This is a genomic window from Flavobacterium sp. AC267 (genome assembly GCF_979258715.1).
On sequence record NZ_OZ409875.1, the window covers coordinates 4,739,747 to 4,762,088 of the forward strand.

Annotated in this window: 26 protein-coding genes and 3 pseudogenes; 2 read left to right on the forward strand and 27 right to left on the reverse strand. The window is 31.5% G+C overall.

The window, feature by feature from the left end:
• Positions 1-4: 4 nt before the first annotated feature.
• The 21 genes and pseudogenes from ACZZ95_RS25140 to ACZZ95_RS25240 form a co-directional block, all read right to left on the reverse strand.
• Entirely contained in the window at positions 5-529 is a 525-nt protein-coding gene (locus tag ACZZ95_RS25140; RefSeq protein ID WP_463471773.1) for a glycosyltransferase, read from the reverse strand.
• The gene (locus ACZZ95_RS25145) at positions 526-891 is read right to left on the reverse strand and encodes a glycosyltransferase (protein ID WP_463471774.1); all 366 of its coding nucleotides are present in this window, start codon (positions 889-891) and stop codon (positions 526-528) included. The genes ACZZ95_RS25140 and ACZZ95_RS25145 overlap by 4 nt, the downstream gene beginning before the upstream one ends.
• Entirely contained in the window at positions 864-1,085 is a 222-nt protein-coding gene (locus ACZZ95_RS25150) for a hypothetical protein (RefSeq protein ID WP_463471172.1), read from the reverse strand. The genes ACZZ95_RS25145 and ACZZ95_RS25150 overlap by 28 nt, the downstream gene beginning before the upstream one ends.
• Positions 1,082-1,237 carry a hypothetical protein gene (locus ACZZ95_RS25155; protein ID WP_463471173.1) on the reverse strand — a complete coding sequence of 52 codons (156 nt, stop codon included), beginning with the start codon at positions 1,235-1,237 and terminating at the stop codon, positions 1,082-1,084. Before ACZZ95_RS25155 ends, ACZZ95_RS25150 begins: the two co-directional genes overlap by 4 nt.
• Positions 1,227-2,255, reverse strand: a complete 1,029-nt coding sequence (locus ACZZ95_RS25160; protein ID WP_463471174.1) for a glycosyltransferase — start codon at positions 2,253-2,255, stop codon at positions 1,227-1,229. The genes ACZZ95_RS25155 and ACZZ95_RS25160 overlap by 11 nt, the downstream gene beginning before the upstream one ends.
• Complete coding sequence (locus ACZZ95_RS25165; RefSeq protein ID WP_463471175.1) at positions 2,256-3,554, reverse strand: hypothetical protein; 1,299 nt, start codon at positions 3,552-3,554, stop codon at positions 2,256-2,258.
• Between the two features lie 85 nt (positions 3,555-3,639).
• Complete coding sequence (locus ACZZ95_RS25170; RefSeq protein WP_463471176.1) at positions 3,640-4,452, reverse strand: glycosyltransferase family 4 protein; 813 nt, start codon at positions 4,450-4,452, stop codon at positions 3,640-3,642.
• Positions 4,389-4,811 carry a hypothetical protein gene (locus ACZZ95_RS25175; protein ID WP_463471177.1) on the reverse strand — a complete coding sequence of 141 codons (423 nt, stop codon included), beginning with the start codon at positions 4,809-4,811 and terminating at the stop codon, positions 4,389-4,391. The genes ACZZ95_RS25170 and ACZZ95_RS25175 overlap by 64 nt, the downstream gene beginning before the upstream one ends.
• The gene (locus ACZZ95_RS25180) at positions 4,808-5,521 is read right to left on the reverse strand and encodes a hypothetical protein (protein ID WP_463471178.1); all 714 of its coding nucleotides are present in this window, start codon (positions 5,519-5,521) and stop codon (positions 4,808-4,810) included. Before ACZZ95_RS25180 ends, ACZZ95_RS25175 begins: the two co-directional genes overlap by 4 nt.
• Positions 5,522-5,531: 10 nt before the next feature.
• The gene (locus ACZZ95_RS25185; RefSeq protein WP_463471179.1) at positions 5,532-5,891 is read right to left on the reverse strand and encodes a hypothetical protein; all 360 of its coding nucleotides are present in this window, start codon (positions 5,889-5,891) and stop codon (positions 5,532-5,534) included.
• A gap of 161 nt (positions 5,892-6,052) precedes the next feature.
• Entirely contained in the window at positions 6,053-6,586 is a 534-nt protein-coding gene (locus ACZZ95_RS25190; protein ID WP_463471180.1) for an acyltransferase, read from the reverse strand.
• Complete coding sequence (locus ACZZ95_RS25195; protein ID WP_463471181.1) at positions 6,583-7,698, reverse strand: glycosyltransferase; 1,116 nt, start codon at positions 7,696-7,698, stop codon at positions 6,583-6,585. Before ACZZ95_RS25195 ends, ACZZ95_RS25190 begins: the two co-directional genes overlap by 4 nt.
• A gap of 6 nt (positions 7,699-7,704) precedes the next feature.
• Positions 7,705-8,448, reverse strand: a complete 744-nt coding sequence (locus tag ACZZ95_RS25200) for a CatB-related O-acetyltransferase (RefSeq protein ID WP_463471182.1) — start codon at positions 8,446-8,448, stop codon at positions 7,705-7,707.
• Between the two features lie 37 nt (positions 8,449-8,485).
• Positions 8,486-8,818 (reverse strand): hypothetical protein, encoded by a 333-nt coding sequence (locus tag ACZZ95_RS25205; protein ID WP_463471183.1) that lies wholly within the window; start codon positions 8,816-8,818, stop codon positions 8,486-8,488.
• 383 nt (positions 8,819-9,201) lie between these two features.
• Positions 9,202-9,777: a hypothetical protein gene (locus ACZZ95_RS25210; RefSeq protein WP_463471184.1), complete on the reverse strand. Its 576-nt coding sequence runs from the start codon at positions 9,775-9,777 to the stop codon at positions 9,202-9,204.
• 182 nt (positions 9,778-9,959) lie between these two features.
• Positions 9,960-10,238 (reverse strand): hypothetical protein, encoded by a 279-nt coding sequence (locus tag ACZZ95_RS25215; RefSeq protein WP_463471185.1) that lies wholly within the window; start codon positions 10,236-10,238, stop codon positions 9,960-9,962.
• Positions 10,239-10,381: 143 nt separating this feature from the next.
• The gene (locus ACZZ95_RS25220) at positions 10,382-10,840 is read right to left on the reverse strand and encodes a glycosyltransferase family 2 protein (protein ID WP_463471186.1); all 459 of its coding nucleotides are present in this window, start codon (positions 10,838-10,840) and stop codon (positions 10,382-10,384) included.
• Positions 10,841-10,993: 153 nt separating this feature from the next.
• Positions 10,994-12,118, reverse strand: coding sequence for a GDP-mannose 4,6-dehydratase (gmd, locus tag ACZZ95_RS25225; RefSeq protein ID WP_463471187.1), 1,125 nt, complete (start codon positions 12,116-12,118; stop codon positions 10,994-10,996).
• Positions 12,119-12,208: 90 nt separating this feature from the next.
• Positions 12,209-13,182, reverse strand: a pseudogene (locus ACZZ95_RS25230) (GDP-L-fucose synthase family protein).
• Between the two features lie 43 nt (positions 13,183-13,225).
• Positions 13,226-14,160 (reverse strand): annotated as a pseudogene (locus tag ACZZ95_RS25235) (mannose-1-phosphate guanylyltransferase).
• A gap of 35 nt (positions 14,161-14,195) precedes the next feature.
• Entirely contained in the window at positions 14,196-14,630 is a 435-nt protein-coding gene (locus ACZZ95_RS25240; protein ID WP_463471188.1) for an adenylyltransferase/cytidyltransferase family protein, read from the reverse strand.
• Positions 14,631-15,358: 728 nt separating this feature from the next.
• On the opposite strand from ACZZ95_RS25240, the gene ACZZ95_RS25245 reads away from it, so the two are divergent.
• Positions 15,359-15,691 (forward strand): UpxY family transcription antiterminator, encoded by a 333-nt coding sequence (locus tag ACZZ95_RS25245; protein ID WP_463471189.1) that lies wholly within the window; start codon positions 15,359-15,361, stop codon positions 15,689-15,691.
• Between the two features lie 89 nt (positions 15,692-15,780).
• On the opposite strand, the gene ACZZ95_RS25250 is transcribed toward ACZZ95_RS25245, so the two are convergent.
• The 6 genes from ACZZ95_RS25250 to ACZZ95_RS25275 all read right to left on the reverse strand — a co-directional run bounded on the left by ACZZ95_RS25250 (position 15,781) and on the right by ACZZ95_RS25275 (position 20,145).
• Positions 15,781-15,984, reverse strand: coding sequence for a helix-turn-helix domain-containing protein (locus ACZZ95_RS25250; RefSeq protein WP_463471190.1), 204 nt, complete (start codon positions 15,982-15,984; stop codon positions 15,781-15,783).
• A gap of 75 nt (positions 15,985-16,059) precedes the next feature.
• Positions 16,060-16,290 carry a helix-turn-helix transcriptional regulator gene (locus tag ACZZ95_RS25255; protein ID WP_463471191.1) on the reverse strand — a complete coding sequence of 77 codons (231 nt, stop codon included), beginning with the start codon at positions 16,288-16,290 and terminating at the stop codon, positions 16,060-16,062.
• A 542-nt stretch (positions 16,291-16,832) separates the two neighbouring features.
• Positions 16,833-17,663 (reverse strand): hypothetical protein, encoded by an 831-nt coding sequence (locus ACZZ95_RS25260; RefSeq protein WP_463471192.1) that lies wholly within the window; start codon positions 17,661-17,663, stop codon positions 16,833-16,835.
• 172 nt (positions 17,664-17,835) lie between these two features.
• The gene (locus ACZZ95_RS25265) at positions 17,836-18,981 is read right to left on the reverse strand and encodes a hypothetical protein (RefSeq protein WP_463471193.1); all 1,146 of its coding nucleotides are present in this window, start codon (positions 18,979-18,981) and stop codon (positions 17,836-17,838) included.
• Positions 18,978-19,706: a hypothetical protein gene (locus ACZZ95_RS25270; protein ID WP_463471194.1), complete on the reverse strand. Its 729-nt coding sequence runs from the start codon at positions 19,704-19,706 to the stop codon at positions 18,978-18,980. The genes ACZZ95_RS25265 and ACZZ95_RS25270 overlap by 4 nt, the downstream gene beginning before the upstream one ends.
• A 13-nt stretch (positions 19,707-19,719) precedes the next feature.
• Positions 19,720-20,145: a T9SS type A sorting domain-containing protein gene (locus ACZZ95_RS25275; RefSeq protein ID WP_463471195.1), complete on the reverse strand. Its 426-nt coding sequence runs from the start codon at positions 20,143-20,145 to the stop codon at positions 19,720-19,722.
• Positions 20,146-21,191: 1,046 nt separating this feature from the next.
• Between ACZZ95_RS25275 and ACZZ95_RS25280 the strand changes: the two are divergent.
• A pseudogene (locus ACZZ95_RS25280) lies at positions 21,192-22,192 on the forward strand (AMP-binding protein); the annotation flags it as partial.
• Positions 22,193-22,342: the final 150 nt, after the last annotated feature.

The window sequence follows — 22,342 nt, forward strand, 5'->3', positions numbered from 1 at the left end:
AGTCTTAATTGTTTAAAATTTTTAGGTATAAATCTTTAATATCAATACCCATCTGTTTTATATTGTATTTACTTTCTATTAATTTTATTCCATTTTCTCCCAATTCTTTTAATTCATGAGAGTTTTTCAAGAATACAGAAGTCAAAGTATGACTCAAATTTTCTACAGATAAATCTATCCACCATCCACATTCATGTGTGTTTAAATCTTCCCAAGGAGTTCCTGTAGTTGTAATTACTGGCAGACCAACTGCCAAAGCTTCTGCGATTACAATTCCAAAGTTTTCGCTGTGAGTGGGTAAAACCATTACATCTGCAGATCTTAAAAAATTCCATTTCTCTTCACCGTATTTTGCACCAACAAAATGAACGTTGCTAATATCTCCAGCACTTTCGTTTAGATTTTTTATATAATTAGCATCACCATTTCCAGCTATTTCCAATGTCCAGCCCTGCGTATTTGTGATGCGCCAAGCTTCTAACAATAGTTCTATTCCTTTTTTAGGATGAATACGGGATAAGAATATTATTTTTTTGCTACCGTAAAATTCTTTTTCTTTTTTACTTCACTTATATCTATCCCGTTAGGTATAATCGTAAGATTGTTTTTATAACCTAAATTCCTAATGCTTTCCTTTTCCATTATTGCCGTAGCATGTAAATGTTCTGCACTGTGAATCGCTTTATTTTGATATAAAAAAAGACCAATTTTCTTTTTCCAAGGGTTGTGTGCTAAAATCCAAGGTTCTAACATTCCGTGCGGTGATAAAACTACTGGAATGCCCAACTCTTGAGCAACTTTTTGAAACCCCCAGTTTTGCGGGCTCCAAATACCATTAATATGTACAATGGAAGGGTTTTCTTTTAATAAAAAAAACGAAATTCTTTTAATAGATTAAACCATCGCAAAACTTTAGTATCAAAAAACTGAATTTTTACACCTTCCAGAACTATAGGAGATTGAGAAAGTCCGGTTGCAACTAATAGTTCAACATTAGATTTAAGTTCATTACTCAACAAGCGCATATATTCAGTTGTTCCTCCAGCTGTTTTATCTATACTTTCTATGTAATGAATGACTTTCATTTGTTTACTAATATTTGTTGGTATACTTTTTCAATAGAATTGACAAAGCTTTGAGCAGAAAATTCTTTTGATCTTGAAATCGATTTTTGCACAGCCTTCATATTTTGTTCTGGAGTTAGTCGCAGTACATTTTCTAATTCTCTAGCAGACAATGCTTTTCCATTTCTTTAATTCCTCAGTATTAAAAGCTTTTTTTGGAATGTAGAAACCTGCATCTCCCGCCACTTCTTTCATTGGATCTTCTTGGGTTGTAATTACTAAACTTCCCGAAGCCATTGCTTCGACTATCGGCCATCCGAAACCTTCGTATAAAGACGGAAACAACATAACAGATGCTCCTTGATAAAACTGCTGTAACTGCAAATCGTCGGCATTTGTTATAAAATAAATGGATTTTGAAGCTTTTGATTTTTCTTTGAAGGCAATTAATTCATCAGAAGGCAGTTCCCCAACTAAAATTAGCGGGACATTTGTTTTAAAATCTGTCGCCCATTGATCATAAATTTCAAGTACACCCAATTTATTTTTATAAAAAGCATTCCCTCCTACATGTAAAATATATCCGTTTGATAAATCGACATTATACTTTTCCGTAAGTAATTTACGTACTGCAATTTTACTTTTTACAGTTTCAAAGTTCTGATTTAAACCATTGTAAACAACTTCTGAAAGTTTTGGCGTATTGTTTAAAAAAGAATGTAAATCTGTTTTTGTTTTATTAGAAATACTGATAAAATTCTGCGCTTTGTTATAGCCCCATCGAATATATTTCTGATAATATTTTCCAGTTACGCTTACTTTATTTTCTGACAATAAACCAAAAGCTGATTGTTGTGCTAAAAAATCATGACAATGCACTACATGAAATCTTTTTTTTACCAAAGGCACCCAGGGCCCTAAAGCATTGTCTGCGAAAACAAATAAAGTATTCTCATCACAACTCAACAGTTTTAATTTAGTTACGGCTGGAAAAACTAGATATTGATCTAGGTATCCCATCCATTTTTGAAGAAATGTTTTATTGAAAGAAAGTTTGAAAAAAAAAGGTTTTGGGCTCCATATTTTCAATTCGTGTCCTTTGTCTAACATTCCATCTTTAATCATTTTGGCAAAACGAGGCATGCTTTGATGGCTTAGAAAAGAAGGGTGAGTGAAAAGTACAATTTTCATTTATTCGGTTTTCCTGTTTAAATTTATACTTGCAATTAAAAGTCCCGCCACAATTACGGAAGAACCCAAAACACTTGGCTGGGCCCATTGCCCTTGAGAAATAGCCAATAAGGCTGTACCGCAAAAAATTACCGGAAGGAGTTTGTCTTCTTTAGGTAGTTTTAAAGACGTAAAAAGTAATTTAAAAGATAATAAGATTCGTAACCCAATAAGAAGTCCTCCTAAAATCAAACCTTGTTCGCCAGCCAAACGGCCTAGTTCTCCCTCTGAAATCAAAAAGCCTCTAGTACCTGATAACATTTGAGCCCCAGCATTTGTTCCCATTCCTAAATTGCCTAAGAAAAAAGGCTTTTGTAATAAGTCAACAATGGGATCTTTAAAATTCTCGTACATCCTCATAAATATTGACTCCTTAATACTTCCTCCCTCATTAGCATTTTCTACACGAGTTAAAAAAACTTCTGTTCCTAAACTGAAAATAGGTGTTGTAGCGTTGAGAATTAAAATTAGACCAACAAAAACGGAAACAATAAGAAGAATTTTTAGTATTTGTTTTATACCAGTACTTGCACCAATTATCGCAAACAAACCAACAACCAAAACCCCCATAACAGTACCTCGACTAATAGTAAGCGGCAGTCCAAAAATTAAAGCCGCTGTGCTTGCAATTAATAAAATTTTAGAGCATTTTTCTTTTGATAACCAGAAATAAAAAATGAAAACAGATACTGATACATAAAAGAAAGTCAAACCAGTTATAAATGAAAAAGTTCCTGATGGCCTACTGTAGCCCATTGCCCCAGAAAAACCCGCGCTTCCTTCACCTCCAAGTCCTACGTTAATAAAAGTACTCTGCGGACTAACAAATTGTAAATATACAATTGCCGTCATCAAGAGATTAATCCACAAAAAAGCTTTTCCTATTTTGAGAATATCCTCTTTATTAAAAACAGAACCAATTATAAAAATTAATGGAAAATGAAGCAAGATAATTCTAGCGCCGTATAGGCCTACAAATATATTTCCATGACCAAAGGTAAGTGTGACAATAAATGACAAAATGGTTATAATAAGACCCATCACAACATAGGCATTTATAAATTTCAGCCGTAGTTTAAATGACATGTATATAATATAGATCGCAATAGGATCTCTTACTATTAATAAAGGTGTTGCTAAACTAGGCAGAATCCATTTACGCAAAGCTCCTTCAAAAATCCAAAGTAAAAAGTAAAGCCAGATGGCTGTTTTTATTGAATTGTAATTCGGAACTACTTCTTGTTCTTGTATTGTGTTCATTAACTAATATTTGTTTTAAACCTTAAAAGAAGAAAGTGCATCGGCCATTTCCTGTCCGTAGACCGACCATGGTCTTGTACGTGCTTTATTTTGGGCGAAGAAGTCCAAATTGTTCTAAAATTTCGGGTGTTTCAAGTATTTTATTTAATACTTCTTTTATTGCCGTTGAGGATCCCGCCGGAACAATCCATCCATCAGCACCATTTTCAATTAAATCTGGTCCCGCTGTTCGATCTGTTGTAATAACTGGAACTCCTTGTGACATTGCTTCAGTAATTACCAATCCAAAACCTTCAAATAGAGAAGGAAAAACAAACACGTCGTGCTCTTGCATACAAGCCAATACTTGATCATGAGAAAGTGACGGAATCCATGTATGTTTTTCTAATGCTAAGTTCAACTCTTTGCAATTGCTGACCGATTTATGTCCTACAACTGTCAATTCTATCTTGCCTTGAAATTCTTCTACTGCTTCAAACAAATATGAAAGTCCTTTTCTTTGAGATAAACTTCCAATAAATAAAATTTTAAGTTTACGATTTTCCAGTTTTTGATATTTTTTTTGAGTTTTGACATCTGGAAAACCATAAGGAATAACTTTTACTTCGGGTAATTTTCCAGAATATTCTTCGAGCGTTTTTTTAGTAAAGTCGCTGGCTACAAAAATAAGATCTGCTAGCGCTAATTCTTCATCCTTTTTGCTAAGCTTATCTTCTGAATCATTAAACCCTGTCAATGTACTTGACCAATTTGGATTAATCTCAAATTCTTTCTGCATTAATAAACGAGCACTTTTCCAATAACCAATTGGCAAATCGTAAATGCAATAAAGTCCTAATTGTTTTGCTTTTTTAAAAGTTTCGGCGACTCCATCTTCGTAAGCATAAACTGCCGACAATCCATTTTTTTTGCTTTAGCTAAATTATTCGCGACCCAATTGTCATGTTTTTGATATACATTGTCAATACAAAAAATACCATTTTCATGTGTTATTAAATTATCCAATTTAAATTTTGAAGATAACAAACGTCCAAATTCAAAAAATGATTTGGATCGTGTATATGGTCGCCATGAGCTATTTAAACTTCTTCTTTTTAAATCTTTTAATTTTGGATTACTGCTTAGTTTATATAATAATTGCCCTGGAAATATTGCAATTGCTGTAAATAATTTAAAAAGCTGTTTATTGTTTAACAGCCCGCTTACCAAATTTTTTGAATTAGCATTTAAGGTTGGATGAGACACTATTAACTTCATGATATGGAAATTGAATTAATAAACTGCATTGCTATACTATTTACATTTATTCCTTTAACGGTGGTTGGAATTATTTTTAAATTATCTTTTTCATATTTAATAATTTGCGGAATTGTATATTGTCCTTTTGTTGGTGTCCAATTTCTTGATACACAAATGGTATTTATTTGATGTTCTTTGTATGCCGCATAAACACCGCTTTTTTCGGTTTGGAAATATGGTGTTGTAGAAATACCATAATCACTATTTATAAGCACTTGTGATATTACTATCTCAGATTGTATGCCCAAAATTTCATAATGGATTTTAAATGCTTCAAGAATTGTAGTGTAATTTTTAAGTTCCGGACCATTTTTACCAATAAAAACAAACTTTACTGGTTTGCTCAACTTACTTGAAATCTTTAACAAATCTTCAATAAAATCACTAAAAGGAGCGCCATGATGAATAGTACCAAACAGTACAAATTGAGTAAATTCTGAAACTTCTTTTTTTACGGCCCTTAAAGGTATATTCCCGCAAATTGGTAAAACTTCAGAGTTTATTTCATGATACTGCAAAAAGAACTGATACAATTTATTTTGTGTATTAATCGAATTTGTATGAGTATTAGTAATTATTTGTTTTATGATTAACTGTTGTAATTTACCAATACACTTATGCTTAAACGAGGATTCAGTATCTATTCCCAGCCATAATTCATGAAACATTATATGCCATTTATGATTTCCTTTTAATCCTTTTAAGAAAGACGGTGACCAAAAAAGGTAATCCTTTTGGATTAAAACTATAAGGCACAAATTGTAAAGAAATCCAATCTGCCTGAAATTTATTTAAAACTTCTTTTGTAAAAGTAAAACGCTTATCATTAGAAACAGAAATAGGAATACGATTTACTAAAGTTATAGTACTTTCTATTATTTGTTTTTCACTAGTTTGTAAAGTGGCCTGATGATCGCATAAAGATAAAATCTGAACTTCGTGGCCTATTCTTACTAATTCTCCGCTCAATCGGCGAGTGTAATCACCAACCCCGTCTTTTCCTGGTTCTGCAGAGCCACAAATAAATAGTATTTTCATTTTCTATTTCCTTTCCTCTATTTTTTAGCTGTAGTATTTCCCAAAATTTCAAATGGGGTATTGATCTTTCTTTAGCTACCGTAAAACGTTTTAAATGTCAAAATTAAAACCTGGCCAAACATCATCTGTAATGGAATAATTATTAGATTTAAAGTATCGTTTTATTGAAACAATCTTCTATATCTTGATGAGTAATCAAATTTTTCTTCTCTTACGTTTATTTTTTTTGCAGGCACGCCCGCAACTATATTTAAATAACTAACACTTCTAGTTACAACTGCACCAGCCGCAACTACTGCTCCTTTTTCTATTGTTACTCCAGGTAAAACCATTGCTCGTGTGCCAATCCAGACATAATCTTCTACTACTACCTTTTTTTCCCTTCCGTATATTCCGATAAAATCTTCATTGTGATCAGCAGTTAAAAAAATCACATCTTCTGAAATAGATACACTATTGCCAATTTCTAATTCTCCTCTAGAATCCAATCTGCAATTGGCATTAATTACACTGTTTTGTCCAATTATTAATCCCTCAGCACAATCAAATTTGCAATTCATTAGAATAGAACTTCCTTTTCCTATTTTAAACTTCATTATCTTTCTGTAGTACCATAAACGAAAAGTATGACTTGGTATGTTTGCGACTAAATGATTGCATAAGTAAAGCCGCAATTCAGATAAAAAAGCTCTCATATATTATTGTTTATTTTCCAAAAACTATTTTGAATTTCATTTAAATCAAATTCAGATTTAGCTAATTTCTTTGAATTGATACAAACATTTTTACCATCTGCCGACATTTCTTTAAGCGACTCTGTCATTTCTTCTTTAACTAAACTTACGCAACAAAAAGCCGCATTATTTCTTCTTAATAAGTTACAAGCAGCACTATCTGAAGGTCCGTGATATAAAATATTTCCAGAAGCCCCGATATAACTAATCATTTTAGTAGATAGGCTATATAAGTAGAAATTTGGTTCTGAAAACTTAATAGGCAAGTACAGAATATCTGCCATATCAAGTTCTTTTTTAATTTCCTCATCTGATATAAAATCAGATTTATATTCGATTTTAAAATTTCTGTTTTTTAAAATATTTATTTCTTGCGTTCCTCTTAAAACGAGTTTAAATGAATAGTCTTGATTAACTAAATCATCCATTGAATCTGCTAATATTTCTAATAGAGGATAATATTCATAATGCATTAATCCCGCAAAATATATAGTGGTGCTGTCATTTTTTCTAGATTTGGGTCGCGAAATTTCTTTCGCATAAACACCATCAGTTATAAGCTCAAAATCTTTATAACCAAAAACTTTTTGATACTCTTCTCCTAATTCAGTAGAGATCATTAGTCTTCTGTCAGAACGATTCCATAATTTTTGAGTGTCTTCAAATGAACTGCACAATAAATAATGATCATGAAAGGAAGTCCATAGCTGTTTGTTGGCTAAAAAATTATCATTACATAAAATAGCTGAAAAAGTTCCATGATTTATAACATGTAATACATCAAATGATAGTTTTTTTGATACCTTTTCAATTCTATATTTAGTAACAGGGTAAAGCAGTGATTCTCTAATCCATCTAAATAAAGGTCTTAATTTCCATCTCATCCATGATCTTTGTACTGGAAATGAAGTGATTTCAATTTCCCTAATTGGTCCTGGTATTTGTGATGCGTTATAATCGTTTATATATAAACTAGTAATATCCAATTCATGTCCTTGATATAAGCGGCGTAATAAGCGCCCCATACCTCCATTTTGGTACAGAGAACCTGGCTGAAAAGAGAGTACTTTCATATTTATTTATTCGTTTATTTTTTTTAAATTAATAATGTTTGTAAGTGGCTTTTGGAATATTTCTCTATTATTTTGCGACCACTGAAAATCTTTCTCCCACCATTGAACATCACTAAGAACATTTATTATTTCTTGTGAATGTCTATATTTTATAATTTTTGCAGGAACACCTCCTACTACAGCATAATCTGGGACATCTTTTGTCACTACTGCACCCGCACCAATTACAGCTCCGTTGCCAATATTAACTCCTTCGTTGATAAAGACATTTGCTCCTACCCAAACATCGTTTCCTATTTTAGTTTCTTTGTATTCCTCAAAATAATCTTTATCAGCAATTTTATTCATAGAAAAAAAATTTGGGCTGTAAAAAAAAGGTGAGGTACTAATAAAATCTGTTGGATGAATTCCAAGACCCACTTTTAAACCAAGACCAATAGAACAATATTTACCAATACTAACATTATTGATAAATGAATCACCTGCTATATATGTGAATGATCCGATTTGTGATCCAGAAATATTACAATTGATTCCTATTTTATTATTTCCCATGAGTGTAGTTTCGGACAGATTTGAATTTGAAAAAATTTTTACATGAGATTTTATAATGGAATTAACTACTGTCACTTTACCATAAATAAAACAGTTTATATTTGAAACATCTGTTTTTCTGATTACAACATCCCAGCCCTTTATTGCTTTATAATTTACTACATAAGAGTAAATAATTAGAATAATATTTTTCATTGCTTTTATGTTTTTATGCTGTTACTTTATGATGAAGTTACAGTGATTCATTTTTCTTCAAACTCCTAATCATATAAAATCCATAACCTACGTGAACAAACATTTCAATTACAGCAACAAAAATATTATAATGCAGTACCCCTAATAAATTTGATAGATCAAAAATGAAACCGCCAATAATTAATGGTAAGATGCTTAAACTTATAGAAACATAGTGCTTCATTACCCATCCTTTACTTAGGTAAAGTGATAAACCTGATGCCATGATCATATTCATACATCCTCCTATCATGACCAAGACCAGCTCTGCATCGAGTCCGATGTATTTTTCTCCTAAAATAAATAGGAAATATTTAGACAAGAAACACATTGCAATAACAATCAAGATGGAAATAAAAAATACCAACACTATCATTTTTGAATAAAAAACCATCAAAATCGAATACTGATTTTGCAGGCGTGCAAATCTTGGTACAATCAATACGTTAAAAATTACAGATATTAAACTTAGTAACATCACAAATCTTCCTATTGCCCCGAGTCACGCTAGTGAAACCGAATTACCAAAATATGATATTATCCAGATGTTTATTTGTCCAGAAAAACAATAATAAATAACAGATGGTAAACTTCGTTTTACAATGTCTACTATTTTTTTTCTTACCTCTAAGTCTGTTTCTTTTTCTTCTCCAACTATTGTATAAACAATTTTACGTAATCTTATATTCCCTAAAATTCGCGGTATTCCGCCAGCTAAAATTGCGACAAAAGCCAAAGGAAAAAAAATATAGTAAGAGCTGATAGTACTAATCTGCCTACTCCAACCTCAACTTGATTTCGTCGCAGGGGATAAATTTTTTGGTGTAATTTGGGAACAATTTCTAGTAATGAATCAGATAATGATGCGTAAAAAGTAGGAATTAATGCAAGTATTATAAGTGAAGCTATAAGCCAACTGGCACCATTATGAATTAACAAATAAAATAAAATTGGAATAGATCCAAGCAGACTCAATAAAGCAAACTTGCGCCTTAAGTCCAGACCCGTTGCCAAAACTTTTCCCAGCTTTTCTTTATCCTGCCAAGATTCACCTCCCAAAGACATCACTCCTGTCGAAATACCACTATCAGATAAAAGAACCATCGTTCCTAGCATTGTATTACACAAAGTATAAAGGGCATATTCTTGAACTGAAAGCAAACGTATAATTAAAATGCCAGAAGCAAAACTTACAGCTTGTACTAAAATTTGAGCACTTCCTGTAATGGAAATTAATTTTCCCCAACTAACGATCGTATCGTATTTTGGATGCTGTTTGAGTTTTATCAAAATAATAGTGGATTTTACAAACTTGACTTACTAATTTAGCTAAAACCAGATTTTCAATAATAAATGTTATAGGTTTTAGATTTTTTTTCAGATTAGAAGTTAAATTTTTAATTTGTCTATCTAAACCAATAATTATTTATCAATCATTAATTTAGCCATCAATAAACTACGTTTTACTCCACCTAATGAAAAGAGAGAAGGAAAATGATATTTGCTAAAAAAATTTTATGTGCATTTTTTTTATCCTTAATATTGATCGCTTGAACTAATGCAAGTGGAGCAAATCTTTTAAGCTGTTTATGTTGGCTTTCATAAGATTCTCCTTTTGGAACAACAGCATCAGAAATGAATAAGTAACTTTTTATAGCCGTATCACATTTTGAATTATTTGATATTTTCTCGTTACCCAAACGATAAACAGCTGTGTAGGTATTAACAAAATAAAACTTAAGATTTTTCAAACCTAAATTAAAAGAAAAGAAAAAATCGCATGCATCTCCTACATAATCAGAATCTGTAGAGTAATTATACTTTTTTATAAGATCTGCTTTAATTAAATAAGCGTTGTTAGGAAATTGCTGTAAAATAGCCGACTGATAACTGCTCAGTACGCGCCTTCATAAGCAGAAGTTCGGTAATAGTCTTTATTGACATTTTCACTTAACTGTTTATCAATATGTCCCTTCATATCAATTATATATTGTTTCCCAAAACTCGCATCAACAGAAGGATCATCAAGTATAGGTCTAGCCAGATCTGAAAGACAGTTTTCTAACAAATAATCATCATCATGAATCAATGTAACATAATCCCCCTCGGCCTTATCTATCAAAAAATTCACATTACCAATTTGCTTTTTTGGCGGACTATTTTTAAAGTAACTAATTTTGATAGTCTTATTCTCTTTTATTATTTGCTCAACTAAATCTTTTGAGTCATTATTTGAAGAGTCATCACCTATAATTATTTCGTAAGGTGCAAGCGTTTGAGACAAAGACGCATTTATACACTCCTTCAATAAGTCAGGTCGGTTATAGGTCGGTATAATAATTGATATTTTCATTGAAATTGATCTATTAAGATTTTATTTTTTTATAAATAGTATTTAAAGAGTTCTCTTAAAATACTTCAATGTATTACATTCTAATAATAGAATTTGCTACTTAACAATTTCCTAAACCTGAGAAATAAAGAATGCTTTTTTAGATACATAATATTACTCGAAGTAATTCAAAATTGCATAGCCTGATTCTTTTAAATATTGATCTTTTCTCATCAGTTTTACATCAGACTGCATCATTTCTTTTACCAGATCAGCAAGATCATATTGACATTCCCATCCTAATTTTGTTCTTGCTTTTGTAGGATCACCAATTAACAAATCTACTTCTGTAGGTCTAAAATATTTTGGATCAACTGCCAAAACTTCTTTACCAATGGGAATCTGATAATCAGGATGACTGCAGTATTTCACGAATCCTTTCTCGTCTACACCTTTACCTGTAAATTCTATTTCAATACCTACTTCGGCAAAGCTTAAACGAACAAATTCACGAACTGGTGTAGTTGTTCCTGTTGCTATTACCCAGTCTTCAGGTTCATCTGCCTGCAGAATCATCCACATCATTCGTACATAATCTTTAGCATGTCCCCAGTCACGTTTTGCATCTAGATTTCCTAAGTACAATTTATCTTGCAATCCTAAAGCTATCCTTGAAGTTGCTCTTGTAATTTTACGAGTTACAAAAGTTTCCCCGCGAATAGGTGATTCATGATTAAATAAAATACCATTACAAGCATACATACCATAAGCTTCTCTGTAATTTACGGTAATCCAAAATGCGTACATTTTTGCCACTGCATAAGGAGAGCGTGGATAAAAAGGTGTTTTTTCAGTTTGAGGAACTTCCTGTACTTTACCGTACAATTCTGAAGTTGATGCTTGATAGATTCGAGTCTTCTTTTCTAATCCCAGCAAACGAATTGCATCTAAAAGTCTTAAAGTTCCAAGTCCATCTGCATTTCCAGTATATTCTGGTGTTTCAAATGAAACTGCGACATGACTCATTGCGACTAGGTTATAAATTTCATCAGGCTGGATTTCTTGAATAAGACGAATTAAATTCGTACTATCTGTCATATCTCCGTAATGCAGAATGAAATTTCTATTTTCGATATGTGGATCTTGGTATAAATGATCAATTCGATCGGTATTAAATAATGATGTACGTCTTTTTAATCCGTGTACTATATAGCCTTTTTCTAGTAAAAATTCACTTAAATAGGCTCCATCTTGTCCCGTTACTCCTGTAATGAACGCTGTTTTTCTTGCTGTAGTCATAATGTAATTATAAGGTGCAACGGCATTGTTCTGCCAATTGCAAAAGTTTATAAATTCTTAACTGTGATTGTTTTTTTGGAGATTTCCAGATTAAAAGAGTAAGCTGTTTAGAAGCTCTTTTTCTTTTAAATTTTCAACATTTTCTAGAAACCAATTGTAGGTTTTTTGTATTCCCTGCTCTAAATTGACTTGATGTTTCCATCCAATATGATGCATCTTAGAAACATCCATTAATTTTCGCGGTGTTCCATCAGGTTTACTGTCATCCCAAATAATATCTCCTGTATGTCCTACGATTTTTTGTATTATTCCAGCCAGATCCTTAATCGTTAGATCTTCTCCAGTTCCTACATTATATAAATATCCAGGAAGTTGATTTTCTAAAGCAAAAACTACTGCTTCTGCCATATCATCAACAAAGAGAAATTCTCTCATAGGTTTACCAGTTCCCCAAAGTATTACCGAAGCATTATTGTTTTCTTTGGCTTCATGAAATTTGCGAATCATTGCTGGCAGAACATGAGAACTATTCAAGTCAAAATTGTCATGAATGCCATATAAGTTTGTCGGCATTAAACTCACAAAATCTTTTTTAAATTGCTTACGTATTGCCTGACACAATTTTACGCCGGTAATTTTAGCTAGAGCGTACCATTCGTTGGTACTTTCTAAAGAGGCCGTTAGCAAATACTCTTCTTTTAAAGGCTGGATTGCTAGTTTTGGATAAATGCAGGAACTTCCTAAAAAAATAAACTTCTGTACACCCAATCTATGGGCTTCACTAATGAGATTATTTTGAATCTGCATATTTTCCATTAAAAACTGATACGGAAAATCATTGTTAGCTAAGATGCCTCCCACTTTTGTCAGCAAAGATCTATAATAACGTCTGGCTGTACTTCTTTAAGAAAGTCGCGAACTGCATCTTGTTCTTTTAAATCTAACTCTTTACTTGAAACTCCTATAAGATTATTATAACCTTTTGCTTTCAAAGTTCTCCAAATGGCACTTCCTACCATCCCTTTGTGACCAGCAATGTATATTGTAGAATTTTTATCAATCATATTCTGAGTTTTAAATTTTATAGTAAAGGCGAAGCAATAGATTCTAATTGCTGATATACTTGTTTAACCTCTTGAGAATTTTCTTTTGCAATACCATTAATGCATCGGCTGTATATATTAGAATACAATTTTTGACACCTATAAAAGTGGTATGCATTGAAGTTCCTATTACAATATTTCTGTTGGTGTCAATTGGATGACCTTTCAGCACTAAATAATCATATACCGATTCAAAAGAACCTAAATCGGACCATTCGAAGTGAGCGGGAACCACTTTAATATCTTTACTCCTTTCCATTACAGCATAATCAATACTTATGGAAGGAATATTCAATGACATTTCATAATCCAGAAAACCATCTTTATTTGTCTCCCAAACTGCTTTTGATGCCCAATAAACTTCTGGTTCCTGCTTTTCTAGTTCTTCTAAAAACTTTCCAGCTTTAAAACAAAAAAGACCGCTGTTCCAAAAATAATTTCCGTTTTCCAGATAAGTTTGTGCTTTTTTTAAATTGGGTTTTTCATGAAATGCAATGACATTTTCATTTTCAAACTCTATATAGCCGTAGCCCGTTTCTGGTTTAGTGGGTTTTATACCAAAAGTCACCAAATAGTCATTATTTGCTAATGTTATAGCTTGTTGTAAAGCAAGTATATACGAATAACTGCCATCAATAATATGATCTGATGGTGTAATTAAAAGAATATCTTCTGGTTCTGAAGCAAATGCAAGCAAATGCGATGGCAGTACGCTGTATTTCTAGGAACAGCTTCTACTATATGAGTAAATGGTTTATTAAATTTCGACATAATTTCGTCGCTCATCTTGTAATTTTCAATATTTCCAACTACTATAGTTTTGTTAGCAACATTTTCATTACGAGCCACTGTTTTTTCAAAAAGTGACTGACCTTCAAATAGCCCCAAGTATTGTTTCGGAAGCGTTTTTCTCGAAAGAGGCCACAATCTGCTTGCCAATTCCGCCAGTTAAAATAACATGAGTAACAGTAGTACTAATTGCCATTAGAATGAATTAAGATTTCTTTTTGATATACTTCGTTTCTCAGGTTACTGCTCGAAAAACGATGGTCTCTTGTATTAAAATACAATTCAATTCCTTTTTCTTCACAGTATGTTCTACCCGTAAAATCTCTGTCCTTATATTCATCTCCTACTATACGTACATTAATTGTAAAAGATTTCAAAATATCTTCTAAGTCTTGTTCTGTAGCATAAGGAACAATTTCATCAACAAACTTACACGCCTTTAACTGTATATAACGTTCAACTACAGTTTGTGTCGGTTTATTTTTTGTTGGGCGATCTAACGTAGGATCTGTTTGTAAACCAACAATTAGATAATCACAATGTTGTTTTGCTTCTTCCAGCATTTTAACGTGCCCTGCATGTAACAAATCAAAAGCACTAAAGGTTATTCCTGTTCTCATCTGCTTAATGTTTTAAATTAAAAATATGCTTGTTAATGTAGAATTGTCTGCGTGTAAATTAAAAAACCATTTTATTGGGGTTTCGACGGTTTTTTTTAAAATTAGATAAAGGGTTCCCCGTGAATAGTTACACTTTAACTACTCAAAAAAGGAAAATTTATTTTAAAAAAAATATGGTTATTGAATGCTTAAAAAGACCAAAAATGCATTAAATATGAGCAATAAATTTTGGTCAATTATATGATCTTTCTCTACCAATAATTTAAGATAAAATTATGATAATAAGGAAGATGAGAAATCTCAATTTTGTTGCTAAATGTCCTTAATAAGGAAATTTTAGGATAAAACTCAACACTATTTGTAAATGCTCAGAATTAAATTTACTTCTTAGTTTATGCATGAAACCATCTACTACTTTTAATGTGGTTTTTTAGAAACTTACTAAGATAATTACCCGAAAAAAATACTCTTCTTAATAGAATGAAGTGTCAGAATTATCCCTTAGGAAGGAATGTTTTTTTGAAAGAAGAATAACGAGTTTCACTATTTTAAAAAAAAATAATTTACAAATACGATAAATAAAGCATTATGAAATGGTATGTAGTATACACAAAACCTAAATGGGAAAAAAGAGCAACGAGAACAATTAACTAAGTTTAATATCAACTGTTATTGTCCTGTGATTAAAAAAAGTCCAGCAAAGATCAGATAGGAAAATAAAGGTAGAGGTGCCATTGTTTAATCATTACATATTTGTACAATTGGCAGAAAAGGATCGAAATCTTGTATTTCATTCTCCTGGAGTGGTACGCTTTTTATTTTGGCTAGGAAGACATGCCGTTGTAAAAGATCAAGAAATAGAAACCATCAAAGAATGGCTTAACGCTGGAGATACTTCTTCAGAAATATCAGTAATGCAATATCAAATTGGAGATAAAATACATTTAAATTCTGGTCCGTTTTGCGATCAGAATGCGGTGGTAAAAGATATTACTAAAACACATTATGTTTTAATTTTAGAATCTTTAGGATATGTTTTAAAAGTAAAACATAAGTCTTAAACGAAAAAAAGAGTTTTTTTTTAAAAGATTTACAAATCTCATTAAGAACTCTTTCTTAAAAATTGCAATATGATACTTGCAAAATACTACTAGTTATCTAATTGAAAAATTTGACTTTTTTTGATCCCTAAAATCTTAACTAACTGGTCTAGTTTAGACAATTTAAGATCTATCATTCCTTGTTCAATCTTTTCATATTTTTTGACACTAATTTCCATTTGAATAGCAACATATTCAGGGCTGTGATTATTTTGCAATCGATACTCTCTAATTTTTAAATAGTAATTTTCCATAACTAAATTTTTATTACTAATTCTAATTTATTTAAGTTTCACTAATATTAATATTAATTACCTGCTTCTAGTTTTTTATCTGGTTTCACTAAAGAAAATTGAAACATCAAATTTAAATATGAACTCAATTGAGACTTCTAATACTTTTGAGATTTCAATTAATTTCGAAACAGTTAAATCTACATCGCCTCTTTCAATTTTACCATAACCGCTAGTGCTCATTTTTAATTCAGCAACTACGTATTCCCTCGTAAAATTTTTTAATTCTCTTATCTTTCTAATATTTTCGTATACACTATATTTCATAAAAAGTAAAAAATATAAATAATTCTTATTTTGAAGTTATTGTAATGCATTTATAAAAAATTTATAAATTAGGGCTATATTATCTTATTTATAAAAAAACTACCTTTTAGGGGCAACTATTCAATTATTAATAAGGTTTAAAGCCAAATGACGATTTTTCTTTATCATTCATTTTAAATTCTGATCAAAAATATATAATGTTTCGACTAATTAATAATAAATCTGTTCAACGGATTTTAAAATCCGATAAAATACAACAAGTTGCATTTTACGACCTTGAGAACCGTATGATAAAGACAAGAAATCCCTATTTTATAAGATAATAATCACGTATTTCTACGTGATCTAAAATGTAATTATAGTTTACTAACAGGTAAAAAAAGAATTTGGAGAGATTTAAATTCTGGACACGATTCACCTATCATTTTAGAATAAAAAAAGAGGTATAGATTAATTAATCTATACCTCTTTTTGGTATATACGTCTCTATTAAATTTTAATTCATACTTATATTTTAATACTTTTTATTCTCTTACTAAAAGTCATGCGGATAAGGATCTGAAGCCGCATCTATTATAATAGTTGGTTTTGCAAGCATTGATATTAACTAAAAACTTATTAAACGCAGGGCTGGCAGGCAGTGTACTGTTTACAATCATTCCGTAAGTCAAACTGCCAACATTTCCTGTTATAGTTGAATTGGTTATAAAGCCAACCGGTGTGTGATTTTTAAACAAACTTACATTGTCTAACACTGTACATCCTTCTAAATAAGCCCCATATAATTTGAATGTTGAACTAGTAGTATTTTTATCAAATAAGCACGAATAAAATTCAACGGTCGCTTCTCCGCCTACAACATATTCTCCTTTAGTATTTGTAAAGGTACAATTAGCAAAAAATGGCGAATTATAATTTTTAATTTCAGCTACTATATCATTATTATCAAAATTACAATCTATCCAGCCATTTAAATTTGATGCTCTGCCAGATACTAAACTCAGTGCTTTACTATTATTAATCCATTGACACTTATAAAAAACTACTTTATCAATATACATCATAGTAGCAGTTTCTCCCCCAGTGTATGAAGGATCCACTTCTTGATAAACACCAGTGTTTGTGTTTACAAAGCTTATATGTTCAATAAAGTTATTATCAAAACCGTAGCCTTTATCAAAGTGAATTCCATATTTCTGATTTCTAAAAACTAAGTATTTAAAAATACAGGCACTCCATTGAACGGTTCCTCCACCAGAGTAACTCATTCTAAGCCCGGTACTTCCACCTTGTAGTGTCATGTTTGATAAATAACATTTTACTTCAGATGGTCCCACGTCTACAGCTGTGATTAACGGAAAATCATCTTTCAAGCCTATAATAGTCGTTTTCCCTGTACCTTTTCCAATAATACCCTGATTATTTTTAATAATTAGTGTAGAGTTTATATAATATGTACCCTCGTCTAACTCTGCAATTCCATTTTTATTTATTAAGCCTTGTACATAGCTGGTCTGATCTGCTTTTCCTGCTCTGTTTGTCGCCTCAATTATCTCCGGAAGGATTAGGAATTGGTTCGAAAACAGTTTTTGTCCAAGGTGTCTTTTTAGTTCCTAAAATAGTATTTTTTAGTTTCGTTATCGTTGAAGCGTCTGTAATCGCACTGGTCAAATTTGCCACTCCCAAAGTAACATTTGAACCATTAAAACGTCCTTTAAAATCAAATCCTGTACTTGCTGGATCAATATTATAACCTTCAGAATTACTATCCAGTAAAAACATATTAGTATTTCCTCTCAAAGTACTATTTCCTGCTTTACCTGCATTTATAAATTTCCTAGACATTAAGAGATTGTTTGCCGCAATATCAAATACAGGAGTTGGAGTAGATATATTATTTCCTCCAGAAAAAGATGCAATCCTAACATCTCCCATATTTTTCATTTCTACCAGTGCTTTACTACTGTAGTTACTCCAATTCCAGCTTTCAGAATCTACACCAACCCAAGTTAATGTTTTAACATTATCAATTTCAGCGCCGTTCCCTCCAGGGGTTAACATATTTATCCATAATTGTACATTCCCATAACTAGGCGTCACATTATTGCCTTTCATTACTATCTGTGGATAAAAAGCATGAATTCTATGTTTAATTATTTTATTATTTCTAAAATATCCTGAGCCGCTCATATCCCATTTTAAAACACATCTCGATAAATTAATAAAGGTGTTGTTTTCAATCATACCTCCTACTGAATTAATAGGGGTAGATTCAATATTTTTAAATTCAGAATTTGTAATTGCACCTCCAGCTTCAAAAGTGATACTTCCTGCTGTATTTGTAGTAATATTTTGGACTACGACATTACTGCTTCCTGCCGCAATTTTTATTCCTGTGATAGTATTTAAAGTTGGATGTCCGTAAAGTTTTTGATTACTTTTCATGACAATGTTCACTCCTGAGTAGTCTCCTTTTTCTAACCGTATAGAACCATATTGATCTAAAGCCGCTTGAATAGTTGCTTTTTGTGTAATTGGCAGTAAATAAGCTTTAAAATATTCGATTTCCTCCAATTGGTTATTTACCCCTGGTGTTTCTGGAGTTTTAACAGGAGCTTCATCAATTGAGTATTGATAGTTTTGCGAAAAAACTGCTGTCGTAAAAAGTAAAAAGTAAATTAGATGTTTCATTGTCCCGAAATAATATAAGAATTAGCGCCTGTTTTTCTAAGAAATCCAAACCTTACATTTCCGGCAGTACTGGTAAACTTTGCGCTTCCGCCTGCATTATAATTAATTGTTACGCCAGAAGCAGCTTGTACTGTTAATACAGCTCCATTATGAGCTTCTAAATTAATAGTTTCACCCGCCACCATATTACCAAAATCAGAAGTTAGTGTTAGCGTGGCTGATGAAGTACATTCAATTGTATTGTTTATATCTCCTGCTCCAATGTTTCTTGACGAAGTAAATGAAAGGACTGCAGACCTGAATGGCGCAGATGATGTTCCTCCTGCTGTTTTTGCATACAAAGCATAAGGCACACTCAAAAGTCGCGTAACACCTGTAATGTTATAATTGGTTCCTCCTTTAACATCTACCTGTGTTTCTATAAAATATGGTCCTTTATCCCAAGCAATTTTACTAAAATCTCCAGTAACAACTGTTCCCGTACCAAGTTCAAGAGAAACCAAACCATTAACATTTGTCGTAACAGAATGCGTTTCTTGATAAACGTTTGTACCCGTTGACGTGCCTTGATGAACAACAACTTTAAGGCTTATCCTAGAGTTAACAACTAAGCTATTATCTTGAGCTCGAATAATGGCTTGATAACTCATTTTTTCAGGTGCTTGTGCAAATACCTTAAACGTAACAGTCACAAATAATAATAAAAGGGTATGTGCAAGTTTCATTAGATCTATTTTTTTAATTTTTTATTATTTTAAATGATTTCAAAATTTTATTGTCATTATATACTACAAGTATATAAATGGATGGACTTAGATAATTAAAGCTCACTTGAGCTTCTGTTTGATCAATTATATTTTGTTTTAAAAGCCTTCCTTGAATATCATAAAGCTTATAAGATCTTTGACCGCTTTCCAATTCTACGCCAGTCATACTTATGGTAACAAAATCTATTGTTGGATTTGGGAAAGCAAATATTTCTGTTGTAGGTGTTTCAACTTCAGGGGTTCCTAAATTTCCATCTGTTTCCTGATGCTGTATTCCTTGAGCTACATTATAAATTGATTCTACTCCAATGTAAGTATAAAATACTTGCCCAATTGAATAGGTAACTGTTCCAGAACTGCCAGTTGCATTACTTCCAGATGTAATTATGGTTTCCATAATTTCGCCGGATTGCGTCTGACTATTCCCTAAAAAAGGAAAAAATAACATTGTAATTATAAGTAGGTAAATGTATTTTAATCTTAGATACTTCACAGTTTATTTTCTCTATATTTGTTATACTGCAAAAATATTTAATTTCAAAAAATAATCGATATAATATAATTTATATCCGATAAAACACATCAAATGTAGTATTTTAATGACTTTTTACTTACATTGAAAAAGTTAATTTTTTTATTGTTTAACATATTATTTAAGAAATCTAAATTTTTGGATAATAAGTGACAATAAAAGATGAAATGTTTTTGGTTTTGCAATCTAAACAATGGTTATCTATAAAATAACGCTTATATATTTCATAAATTATATCCATACTTGCTTTTTATCTAATCTTCAATGCAGTTGCCTATAATATTTCTATTTCATAATTGCAAGGCATTAAAACAAGAAATCTGCTATTTAAACAAACTTTTATCTTATTGACTTTAAGCGAATTAAACAAAAAAGCTTTGATTATTAATCTGCAAAATATAAAATCATCGCTTTTTGAAAATCAGGAAATTAAATTGATCTAAAATGAAGTACATTTAAATCGTAAAATGGAGCAAAAAGATGTTAATTAGAGGATATTAACTTTTAAAGGCTATCATTAATCTTAAACAAAAATTTGTCTAATTCAATTCAAAATCTGCTTTTCATCGATAATAATAGCTTTATATAGAATATGCAAGTATTACTGAAAAATTTTTCCTTTTTTTGATCAACTTATTGAATAATAAGCTGTAAATACTATTTTAATATAAAGACAAAGTAAAGGCTAAAACCAATCAAAATTCTTACATCTATTTATTTCTTAAGAAGATCCATAGATAAAAAATGTAAAATACCCTACTAACAAACTATAAGCCAACACCTTAAACTCTTTTCTTTTTAGCTAAACGCTAATATTATCATATTATTTTGCTCAACTTTAATTTTAATACATTTTAAAATGAAAAGACCTAACAACAATAATCTGGAAAACAAATTAAACTGGACAAAAAATGGATTATCCAACAAGTCCACTGCATGAGCTTTTTACAGAGCAGGCTAAAGCATCTCCTAACTCAACAGCTCTTGAATTTGAGAGCCAAAAAGTCACTTATGCAGAATTGGATACACTTGCAAATAGAATGGCTAATTACTTTTCGATACAAGGTTTATCTTCTGGACAAATTGTTGCTGTTTCAATGGAAAGAAGCCCAAATTTAATTGCTTCTCTTTTGCAATTTTACAATGCGGTGCCGCATATCTGCCATTAGACCCTAAATTTCCTGCTGAACGTTTGGAATTTATGCTTACAGATTCTGAAGCAAGTTTTTTATTAACCACAAAATCCCTTTCAGACTCATTACCAAACTCTTCCAAAAAAATAATAATAGAAGATGTAATATCTTCACTTGATCAATATCCTGTTTTACCCCTTCCAAATATTGTTGCTAATAAAGTCATCGCTTATATGATGTACACTTCTGGATCTACAGGAAAACCTAAAGGAGTAACTGTCAATCATAAAAACTTAGTAAACTTTCTTTACAGCATGGCAATTGAGCCAGGTATAAAAGCAAAGAGATAAATTACTATCAATTACTACAATCTCCTTTGATATTGCTGGATTAGAATTATTTCTACCATTAATAAAAGGTGCGCAGTAGTTTTTGCAGATTACGAAACTACCCGAGACGGTCAGTTATTATTAAATCTTTTGAAGAAAAAAGAAATAACAATAATGCAGGCTACACCAACCACATGGCAATTGTTACTTGATTCTGGATGGGAAACACCACTGTCTTTAAAAGCACTTTGCGGTGGTGAAGCGATGCCATTGAACCTTGCACGCCAGCTAATTTCCAGATGCGATTCGCTTTGGAATATGTATGGACCAACTGAAACTACTGTATGGTCTGCCGTAAAACAAATTCTTGCTGATGATGAATTAATAACAATTGGACATCCTATTGCAAATACACAAATTTATTTATTAGATGAACAAGGTAAAGTTGTTGCTCCAGAAGCAATTGGAGAAATAGTAATTGGCGGGGATGGAGTCGCAGAAGGTTACTGGAAACGCCCCGAACTTACATCTGAAAAATTTATTCCAGATCCCTTCTCAACTGAACCCAATTCTATTCTTTATCGAACTGGAGACCTAGGA